The organism is Nostoc sp. DedQUE08 (genome assembly GCF_034530895.1).
Lineage (GTDB): Bacteria > Cyanobacteriota > Cyanobacteriia > Cyanobacteriales > Nostocaceae > Nostoc.
Genome location: NZ_JAVRCD010000046.1, coordinates 56,444 through 67,191, shown reverse-complemented (window position 1 = coordinate 67,191; position 10,748 = coordinate 56,444). Strand labels below are relative to the sequence as shown.

Annotated in this window: 6 protein-coding genes and 1 tRNA gene; 2 read left to right on the top strand and 5 right to left on the bottom strand. The window is 41.6% G+C overall.

What is annotated here, in order from left to right:
• On the bottom strand, nucleotides 1-892 hold an 892-nt coding region (cas8a1, locus tag RMY64_RS26125), incomplete at its 3' end, for a type I-MYXAN CRISPR-associated Cas8a1/Cmx1 (RefSeq protein WP_322701538.1).
• Nucleotides 892-1,554 (bottom strand): type I-MYXAN CRISPR-associated protein Cas6/Cmx6, encoded by a 663-nt coding sequence (gene cas6, locus RMY64_RS26120; protein WP_322701537.1) that lies wholly within the window; start codon nucleotides 1,552-1,554, stop codon nucleotides 892-894. The genes cas8a1 and cas6, both read right to left, overlap by 1 nt.
• 154 nt (nucleotides 1,555-1,708) lie before the next feature.
• Here cas6 and RMY64_RS26115 point away from each other — a divergent pair, with 154 nt between their 5' ends.
• Entirely contained in the window at nucleotides 1,709-3,085 is a 1,377-nt protein-coding gene (locus RMY64_RS26115) for a TniQ family protein (protein WP_322701536.1), read from the top strand.
• Between the two features lie 209 nt (nucleotides 3,086-3,294).
• On the top strand, nucleotides 3,295-3,624 hold the full coding sequence (locus RMY64_RS26110) for a hypothetical protein (RefSeq protein ID WP_322701535.1): 330 nt from the start codon (nucleotides 3,295-3,297) through the stop codon (nucleotides 3,622-3,624).
• 15 nt (nucleotides 3,625-3,639) lie between these two features.
• On the opposite strand, the gene RMY64_RS26105 is transcribed toward RMY64_RS26110, so the two are convergent.
• From RMY64_RS26105 to RMY64_RS26095, 3 genes are all read right to left on the bottom strand, one after another.
• Nucleotides 3,640-3,713 (bottom strand) — tRNA-Val (locus RMY64_RS26105).
• Nucleotides 3,714-4,318: 605 nt separating this feature from the next.
• Nucleotides 4,319-4,933: a hypothetical protein gene (locus RMY64_RS26100; protein ID WP_322669583.1), complete on the bottom strand. Its 615-nt coding sequence runs from the start codon at nucleotides 4,931-4,933 to the stop codon at nucleotides 4,319-4,321.
• 549 nt (nucleotides 4,934-5,482) lie between these two features.
• Nucleotides 5,483-10,723: a CHAT domain-containing protein gene (locus RMY64_RS26095; RefSeq protein WP_322701534.1), complete on the bottom strand. Its 5,241-nt coding sequence runs from the start codon at nucleotides 10,721-10,723 to the stop codon at nucleotides 5,483-5,485.
• Nucleotides 10,724-10,748 lie beyond the last annotated feature (25 nt).

The window sequence follows — 10,748 nt, the reverse complement described above, 5'->3', positions numbered from 1 at the left end:
GAGAAGCTTTATTTGTTTTTTCATATAACCAAACTTGACAAGCTTGATAGTAGCCTACTTCAGGCTGAATATCGTCTGAGCTGTAATAAAGTAATCCTGCTTCTCCAAGGCTACTAACATGAAACTGTTTAGTTTCTAATTGCTGTAATCCCCATCTCCTTTGAGAAGCGTCTTCAAAATCCTTGATTTCTGGAATCACCACCAAGTAGCTATGGGGTTTCCTTTCTTTTAAGTCTTCTGATGCAATATGAAGTAAGCAATAATGACAAACTACTGGTACAAATAATAATGCTAAAGCGTATTCAGGTTTCTCTTCTAGTTTTGTAGTATTCTGCGTCCGAGCATGGCGAACAATTCCCCCTAAATACAACCAACTGGTTATTTGAATGTAATCATGTCTGAGTTGTTGGGTATCTGCCTCGCATAACTTCTCTGCAAAGGTTTGATGTGCGTACCAAGTTAGGGATTTATATTGATACTCGACTTGTTTTTCTTCAAACGTTAGTTCAGTGTTAATTATCTCTCCTGCTTGATAAAACTTATTAAGTCGCAGGAAAACAGCGCATATTCCCTCATGAATATGGATTTTCTGCCTTAAATCTATTCGATCATTGTCTAATCCTACTAAATGAATTAAACCTGTATCATCTAATTGAAAAGACTCATTAATTAACCAAGATAAGGCGATGAAATCACTTCCTTCCCAGAATAATTCAATAGTATCAGCAGTCAAAAACCATGATATATGTCCTCCCCGTTGACGAGATAAAGGATATTGTTTTTCCAATCGCTTTAAAGTCATGTAAAGTCCGGTCATTCCGACGCGGTGCATTATTGTCGTATCCGCAGCATCGAGAGATAGGGAAATTTTGGGTTGGGTAGAGACTATCATCAGGTTTCCTCTTCTGACTTGCTGCGAGTCGCTGGGACAAATATTCCACACATCATCTTTCGCTTCCCACCAATTCCCTGTTCTTGCAAGGTTAAGGAATCTTCTGGGTTGAGTTCGCTGATTTGTACGCCAAATCCTCTAATTTTAAACTGTTTCCCTTCTTTATTGATGGTTAATTGTCTTTTTTGAGGTGTCCCATCTTGCCGGGTAAGAAGTTTAATTTTTCCTTGTATTCCTAAATTATCCAGTTGCCGTTGAACAGCTTCAATAAAGTTAGTCGAGTCTTGAAACCCTTTAATTACCACTAATCTGGAATAAACGCTTTCTGAAGAAATTAACGGTTTGTAGTCGGGAATATCTAGTTGATAAGAATTTTCACCTATATGAAAAGCTTGACCCGCTAAATAAGGATAAATTAAAGAAATTTGTTGATGATAAATGCGAATTTTTAGACGAGATTGAGCAGTGAGTTCAAGCAAATTGTTCCTGGTCGGTATTCCAGCAATCGGATGAATCCCAATAGACTTTAGTTCATGTAGTGGGGGACAAATACGGGATAAGGCAGCGTAGGTAAGATAACCGTTGTCAAGAGGAATCGGTGCGCCTTTAAGTTTAAAGGTTAGGTCTAGGTAATCTTTGCTGTTTATACCTGTGGCTATCATGGATAAAGATTTTTAGAAAATTTGATACTGAAGTTTAAAAGAATTACCAATATTTTAACTACAATAGTACATTGTAAATTAAGCCGAAACTTCAGGTCATCAAAGTATAATTTTTATTAAAAACTTTAGGTTATTTAACAAACAAATCATCGTCATGAACATTGACATAATCCAAATTCAACCCTATTTTGAGTATGAGCTATGGAGTCCAGAGAAATTTCCAATGCTTGAACGAAGTCGTTTACATCATTTGGAACCGATTGGTATAGGGACTCCTATGATTGAGAGTTTAACCAGTTATGTGACACGGTTAGCTCATTCTCATGGAGTTTTTGTCAATACATTACTATCAAGAATAGTTAATCCACTCTTACAGCAAACCTTTATCAAAAATTCTACTGGTAGAGGATTAAAAGCGTTTTTTAACCGTTCTCATGCCTTAAATGGATATGGAATAATGGCTACTGATTTTGTTGAGGTTCTTAATCACTTAACTTTGCATAATCAGCTAGAGCTTTTAACATTGATACCCTTTTCAAACATTTTAGTTACAAAAGGCTTATTACGTCCTCATAAAGCTTGGTGTCCAATATGTTACCAACACTGGAAAGAAAATAAACAAATTATTTATGATCCATTACTATGGTCACTCAATGATGTCAGGATTTGTTTAATACATCAACATACTCTTGTGCAAAATTGCCCTCATTGTCATAGTCAATTACTTTGGTTAAACTGGAAATCCACGTTAGGCTATTGTTCACAATGTTTTCAGTGGTTAGGAGGATATTCTAAAACTTCAGTAGTTACTCAGGAGAGATGGATAGTAGAAAATCTAGGAGAATTTCTTACCAATGCAAATCAGTTATCTTCTATACTTACTCAAGAGCTTATACCAAAATCTTTCACCCATGTAGTGCATACAGTTAGTGAAGATAATATAGCTGCTTTTGCTGCAATGCACAAAATCCCTAAAAATACTTTCTGGGGTTGGTATTCAGGTAAAACTTGTCCCTCTTTATCTGCTTTACTGCAAATTTGTTATAATCTTAAAATTTCTTTATCTCAGTTCTTGACACAAGATTTCAATCTATCAACTACCCATTGTCAAAATCTCAAGTTTGACATGAAATATTCTAGGAACATACGTTCATCTCCCAAAACATTGGACTTGGATCATATTGAAACTACCTTGACAAATATTTTATCTCAAGCAAGAGATCCATTACCAACAATTGCAGAGATAGCCAAACAATTAAAAATTAATAGACGAATTCTTTCAAGACATTTTCCTTTATTATCCCACCAAATTGTCGTTAAACGTCGCAATTATATGGGTATGTGTCACTTAGCTGCTATTGAGCAGTGTTGTCAAGAAATTATAGAAGCAATTGTCTCACTGCATCAATCAGGAGAATATCCAACCGAGTCCCGTGTGTGTGAACTGATTAGTAACCCCGGCTATTTTCGTTATAAGAAGGTTCGACTATTCTATAAGAAAACAGTTCAATCTATTTTAAGTAGCTTATGAACTTTCAGTACGAATGGAGATGGTTGAGAAAGATTTTACTATTTATTAAGTAAACAAAGATTAATCCATATTATTTTCCTGGAATGAGGCGGCGATCGCTTGCAAGTTGTGTAAGCGGAGTGCTTTGTAATCTTTTCAGTCACATATTTCTTCGATCCTCCCTAAGCTTCTTAGTTCCTTAACCGCAGCATTTTTGTAGAATAGGGCGATTGCCCAAAGGCCAGTATGCAAAGCGTAATCGCACGAGCCTGTTCAAGCAAAAGTTGGCTTTTTTCTTCAGTTATGGTAGTTTCGGCTGTCTTGCGATGCTCTCAGAGAGAGCCAAGCCCTTGCGGGCGATCGCTGTGATTATCCCTTTACCATCTCACATTTCATTTATCTTGATAGGAAGAATAAAAACTGGGATGTTGCCGATGGTTGATAATTTACATTCATTTTTTCAAAATTTTTCAGGTATGATTTTGCCGTTGCACTTTTCAAGCATAGCTTTGCCGCTCCGGCAAAACCAAGCTTTAAATTACAAGACGACAAATAATTAGTCACTGTACAAATAATGGACGTAACTGGATTCGAACCAGTGACCTCTACGATGTCAACGTAGCGCTCTAACCAACTGAGCTATACGTCCTTAACCACACAATTATCAATAGTAGCATATACTTCTTTAATAATGCAAGATAAAAGACCAAATCAGGCGAACTCTATCACTCCCTAAGTAATCAAGTGCAGATGATGTGAAGTACTTATTTGATTTGTAAAAAAGGTTGCACCACTTGCTACTAATCAAACAAATAAGTCTAATATCAAGTCGGGGTAATTAGTTATGATACCCACAGTCATTGCACCCCACCCCCAGCCCCTCCCCGCTCTTCGGGCTACGGTGTATACACAAGTCTTAAAAACCTAGCCTTAATAAGACTTTCCTCGTTCCCAGTCTCAGACTGGGAATGCATTCATTGAGTCAGAGACTCAATGTCTGGCTGGAGGCAGAGCCTCTAATAAGCCATTCCCAGTCGGAGACTGGGAACGAGAAGTGAGAGAACAATGGGAAAATCGAGCTTTTTCCGACTTGTGTATACACCGTAGGCTTTTCGGGAGGGGAGACAAAGCTACGCTTTGGCGGGGTGGGGTTCTTGGAGTTTAGTAAGTAATCAAGCGGACATGATATAAGTCAAATTCTCTTTCCTTTTGCTTCCAGCAAGACTGCCTGATTTCCTGCAAAGGTCTTTAAGTTTATCGAATCCAAAATGCCAATCCTCCCCCACGACCGCGAGCTGCAATGAAATCTTCTGTTACCAAAAAGAAGCCAAAGAACGGTAGTTTACCTATCGGTTGGTTGTAGAAATCTTCTGTTTGAACTTTACCACCACGGATTGCTCTGTTGTAAATAACACGACCAAACAAACTGAGAATCATCTGGTTAAAGTCAAAGGCCAATAAATTTTTCTTCCCGAAATATTGCACTGGCCCCGTGAGTTTCAGTGAAACTGGGTTAAGCTCAACCTGATTAGTAATTTCGCCTCTGTCTGAATTTTGTTCCAAAGTGGCATTAAAGGAAACATGGATTGCCATGAACTTGGGTACATAGAAACCGTTGCCTAATACAATTCCCCCGCTACCTCTGTTTTTTTTAGTGCCAGTGACAAAGCAAAGTTGCCATTTACCGAGCAGAAACTCAAACGGATAAGTCAACTTTTGTTGCTTGGCAGTTTTTTCTGCTTGTAGCAACGCCTTTACTAATATTTCAGCACTAGGGCGTATACTTTTTGGTTCTCTATACTTAGCCGCAGCCTGGGATAGCACGTTAATAAAGTCAAATGTCGCTTTAGGTGTTAAATTAGGCGTCATGAAGCCACTCTGGATTTAACTACTTCTTGATTTTCTGATAGATTGTAGCGTTCATCTTCAAGAAGACATATCTTTCAACCGTAGTATTCACTAGAAGAACGTCGCTCGATTTATGACCGAGAAGGGTGTGGGGTGTGGGGTTGCAGGTATTAGATAAAGAACGTTCTCCCGCACCCAACGGGTACAAGCCCCTGTTTTTAAATATGGAAAAAATCAAAAGATGTATGTAGTGACACGTATGTGCAAGATATACAGCGTCCGTTTTGAAACTCCTGCTTTTAAGTATGGGGTTCCCCACACCCCACACCCTATCCCCTATACCGAATGGCACGCTTGTAAAGCTGAAAGCTCCTGTAGGCAGGGTGTTGGGGGTAGGGTTGCAGGTTCGGGGAAAATTAAGAAAACAAAATATCGAGTATGAACATAAATATTTTCCTTCTTCACTACACCCACTCAGCCACACCCCACACCCAAAAGCCTTATAGGTAATGGGTTTGGCGTTAACAAGCGTGCCATTCTCCCCTATACCCTTTTCATTATTCCCTACCTTCACCAAGGATTACCAACCATTGTGAATCCAGCCCAATAATAAGGATGCATAAGTGATTCATCAGCACTGTCAGCAGGTAAAGGCAAATTTCCAACTCCTCCTAAACCTTGCACTTGTCCATCCTTGACATAAATTTGCCCTTTGAGCATAGCTACCTGAGCCTGTCTGAGAGCTTCTGCCTTAATTGGAGTTGTCTTTAAATTCTCATAAAATTTTGTCATCAACGCCGCTGTGCCAGCATCATTAACCGACCAAAGACTAGCAACACTAGTTTTCACACCTGCCAGCACTGCTAAACCCGCAAATCCCAGTTCGGATTCTTTATCCCCTAAAGCTGTTCTACAAGCACTCAGCACGAGCATTTCAACTTCAGGTTCATTCAAGCGCAACTGTCGTAATTGATTCAAGCGTAACTTGTCTTCCCACAGTTGAATATAGGAATTATTCAAAGCACCCGTAGCAAAATTGGCATGGGTTGCCATGTGAATAATTCCAAAAGGTTGTTGGCGGCGGATCGTTTTAAGATTTTCTAAGGTGGCTTGCTTATCTAACAATAATTTGCCCTGCCAGAGTTTAGATACTAGTGTTGATAACTCCAGGGGGACTGCTGGTAAAGGCTCTTGTCCCTGAGTACTCTGAGAAACCCCCAGCGCTAAAATTTGAGATTTTTTGATGTCTTTATAGAGGGTATTAGTCAAACTAAGACTAGGCATTAAGCCAATACTATATTTTTCTGCTAGAAATCCCTTACCATCGTGAAGTGCTGCCATTGGGGTTGAACGTAACCCAATATCTGGTAAAAAGACCAGATTGTTGATTTCTCTCGCCTGTAAATCTGCCTCTAGTGGTGCAACCATCCAGCGATAAAGTTGTTGAGATGAACGCAAATAACCGGTGCGACGACGGTTTTGTGGACTAACGATTTGGTCACGAAATTCTTGAGCTACTTGGAGAACTTTGGCTTTAGTTGTTTCTGGGATGCGCTTGCGGATAGGATCGCCTTTTCCGGTTACTACTACAACTTCTAGTTGGTCGCTATCTTTTTCTGCTACGGTATTTAACTGTTTTGTAAATTTTTGAGCTTTGCCTAAATTCCCCTCTGGTAAAATTTCCACAGGGACAAAACTGATGTAGATAAATGCAGGTTTAATACCAGTAGCTTCTTCAATTTTACGAGCAATTTTTTTGGCATCATCTAGGGTTTTGATTTTAGGGCTAGGTATGCCTAAATGGTCGGCAAAATCATCTGTGAAATTGTCTTCGGGAGTGGGGTCGGGATTAAGAACGGGGTTATCAATCTGAGGATTATTGAGGACAGGGTTATTCGGTTTACTTGGTAGATTGCATTGAAATGTGCAGGGGTTAGTATTTGGAGTTTCAGGATTTGGAGTTTCAGGATTTGGAGTTTCAGGATTTGGAGTTTCAGGATTGGGTGTTTCAGGATTGGGTGTTTCAGGATTGGGTGTTTCAGGATTGGGAGTAGGAGTTTGACTGACGTTGATTCCTATCTGTACAGGTGCAGAAGAGGAAACGCCGTCATTTGCACTAATTACAAAAGCATTTAGCGACCCATTTGTATCTGCTGGAGGTGTGTATACCAAAGTATCGCCGCTAGATAAGGTTGTAACACCAGGGATGACGGGAACGCCATTGACAGTGATGTTTCCCGTATTCACGACATCGATCTTGATGGAGGTGATGTCATTATTAACATCGCTGACCAGTGGAGCCAAACTAGAGAACGTTAAGGTAACAGGTTGATTAGTCTGGGTATCGGGTAGCGATGAGTTTGCTGTTAATGTCGGCGGTGTGTTGACAGATGTAATGGTGATGCCGATTGGTGTACCGCTAGCATCTCCACCATTTGGCAAGACTGGAAAGCTATTAGCGATGATTGAATTGTCACCTGTATTAATTGACCCTGCTGTACCATTGACACTTGCATCACCGACAATAAAATCTACATTGTTTGGGCCACCATCATGGCGAATGTTAACAGTACCTCCTGCTAAAGGTTGAACGTTAGTACCTCCTTCACCAGTAAAAAATCCACCAGTTGCGATCGCTTCACCGGTTCCGATTCCCTGAATAAGTCCGTTGGTTAGCACTTGCACATTGCCACCTTGAACTGTGTTTCCATCAACAAAATCGTCTGCGATCGCCTGGGTGTTGATGTTGGTAAAACGAATATTGCTACCAGATGTATTCGTAGTCTGTAAAGTAACGTTGCCACTTGTAAGATTTCCTGTTCCATCGACTCCGATCGCACTTGCTGAGGCGTTAATGGCATCATTCACAGTGATATTATCTCTGCTAGTTAAACTAATCGTGCCAGCTGTGCCAATAAAATCGCCACCTCCTTCCTTAACTACAGACGAGTTAATTGCCTCTGTGGTAATACTGCCGCCTGTAGTTGTTGCAACTACATCGCCAGCCTGACCTGAGCCATCAGCATTATTTGAAAAAGCATCAATTCTACCTGTGAGAATATTGCTTGTGGCACTCAAACTGACTGTTCCAGCAGTATTAATAGTATTAAACCCTTCAGTGTTGCTAGTATCGAGATTATTTAGAGTAATCCCACCACTGCTGCTTGTGACTGTAATATTACCTGCCAAGTAGCCTTGGCCGCTGGCGATAATGTTGCCCGCAACGATGTCGCCAGTCGCAGACAAGTTAACATTGCCACTATTGTCAGAAAAATCAGTAGTTGTATCGAGATTGCCCAGTGATAAACTAGCTCCAGAAATGTTAATCGCTCCCCCAGTTGTCTGGATTGTGTTGGTGGGATTGACAAAGTTTACAGAACCAGTTTGTGAGGAGAGGCTGAAGCTACCGCCAGCACCCAAGTTTAATGTTGCGACACCAGGAGTAGTCACCAAGGGCGTAGCTCCGGTGATGTCATCGATGGTAATGTTGCCTGTAGCTTGTAAGTTGATATTTGCACCCGAAGCTGCGATCGCACCCCAAGAAACAGTGTTAGCCCCAATATCTGCATCGCCAAAGGCAATATTGCCTGCTGTAGCATCAAAATCACCTGTCCCTGCTGCACCATCGATAATTGTCAATGTGCTGGGGTCTAGTAATAAAGTGCCAAAGTTGCCATTGACGGCTGAAGTATCTACCAAACCGTTGAAGGTCAAGAAATTTTTGCCTGATACTTCTACAAAACCACCATTCCCCGCATTTGCTCCTCCACGAGCCGAAATTTTTCCAAAAAACTGGGTTGTGTCGTTACCCCAAACAATTACCCGTCCGCCATTTCCATTCAAATGGCTATCAGCATTAATGACGGATTTTGAGTCTACATAAGTCCGATCTGCGTTGGGTAAAGTCCCCTTACCTTGATAATCGCCACCAATTAGCACAGTACCGCCGCCATTATTTCCAGAGGCGTTAATATTGGCATCAATCACTGCAACTTTTTTACCCAAAGCAGTTATAGTACCGCCTGTTTGACTCGCTGCACTTACTTTCCCAGAAACAATCGTTGTACCTGGAGTTATGGGAATTGTCACATTGGAATTTGTCAATTTTACAGTTCCATCAGGATTGGCAGTTAAGCCTGTGTTACCAACTGTCAGCAGTTCGGGTATTGAGGCGATGGGAATTGTCCAGTTGTTGGGTTGAGTGCTACTAGAGGCGAGGGGCTGAATTTCTAGACTTAGCAGATTTCCTGGCTGACTGAGACGCACCCAATTTTGTCCTGGTACTGATGTAACGTTAATTTGCCCTCCCAGTGCTGAAAGTTGCCCGGTGTTGACTACAGTACCGCCGAATAAATTCAAATTTTGCCCAGCACCTACTACCAAATTTCCAGCATTGGCGATCGCTCCTGGCTGGTTCATACTAAAGGCAAATCCGTTGGGGTTTCCAACTAAATTTATGTAGTCATTAACACCGATAGCGTTAAACCAACTGCTGCCAAAACCAATACCATTGGCTGTTGTCACCGTAAAAGCACCAGGCACATTTAAACTAGCGTTTGCTCCAAAAATAAATCCGGCTGGATTCATCAAGAAAAGGTTAGCATTGCCACCTGTCACCTGAATTAAACCATTGATAACCGAGGCATTCCCGCCTGTAATTCGACCAAGGATATTTTGCAGCGCCGGACTGGCTTGAAAGTTGGCAATTTGTTCTGGTGAAATTCCAAACTGTTGAAAGCTGTGAAAGAGGTTTGCACCATCTCTTGAAGTTGTGCCGCCAGTGATATCAAGTCGATTGCCGTTGGGAGTCACAATTGTGTTTGTGCCATCGGCAGCAGGAACTATTTGTTGTGCTTGGGCTAATCTCGGACTTACCAGCGAGGCAATAACTAAGCCTGAAGCGGCGATATTAGACAATAGACCTCTTGCACAAGTCCCTAACACCCCACCCCCAACCCCTCCCCGCAAGCAGGGAGGGGAGACAAAGCGTAGCTTTGGCGGGGTGGGGTTCTTTCTTATTTTTGATTTATGCAAGAGGTCTAATAAAGATTTTTTGCAGCGTAATATGAAGCGACTTGTGGGCAATTCTACATCGATTTGTAACTTGTCTGCTAATCCGCGCCGCCAAAGTGCTTGAGCGATCGCCTTCTGCGACCAGAGTATTTGTTCTTTTTTTCTGGTAACAGAGATGCTTTGAGAATGATTTCGGTAGAAATAAAGTGGCTCTTGGACTCGGCGCACTTGGGCTACTTCTGAAAGTCGCAGACATAGATCATAATCATAGGCACAGCAAGAGAACAATTCGTTAACACCTCCCACTTGGTCATAAACCGATCGCCGCATCAAGCGGAAGTGGAAAGTCATGAAATCTACCAACAAACCCGATCGAGAGTAAGGAATGTCACAGCGATCGCCATAACCGATAACTTTGCCGTTTGGATCGATATTTAAGTAGTCAGTGTAAACAAATCCCGTTTCTGGGTAGCGATTGAGGACTGTAGCGGTTTGAGCAAGAGCTGTGGGGGCAAGGATATCATCATTGTCTAATATACCGATGTAAGTGCCGCTAGTTTGGGCGATCGCTGCCTTACAAGCCGCAGCAACTCCTTGATTGTCTGCCTCCACCACCCGCACTCGCCCATCTTGTTGAGCATAAGCGCGAGCGATCGCCACCGATCCATCTGTAGAGCCATTATCCCAAATTAGTAACTCAAAGTTTTGCCATGTCTGCGCTAAGACGCTAGCGATCGCTTCTTGAAGGTAAGACTCCCGATTGTAATTGACGATGACAATGGAAATCAGTGGTGACATCGAAGTTTTCCCAAGTTTTCTACCT

Bases quoted from the DNA above. Each gene is read 5' to 3' on its own strand.
- cas6 (WP_322701537.1), bottom strand. From the start codon at position 1,554: ATGATAGCCACAGGTATAAACAGCAAAGATTACCTAGACCTAACCTTT.
- RMY64_RS26095 (WP_322701534.1), bottom strand. From the start codon at position 10,723: ATGTCACCACTGATTTCCATTGTCATCGTCAATTACAATCGGGAGTCT.
- RMY64_RS26100 (WP_322669583.1), bottom strand. From the start codon at position 4,933: ATGACGCCTAATTTAACACCTAAAGCGACATTTGACTTTATTAACGTG.
- RMY64_RS26115 (WP_322701536.1), top strand. From the start codon at position 1,709: ATGAACATTGACATAATCCAAATTCAACCCTATTTTGAGTATGAGCTA.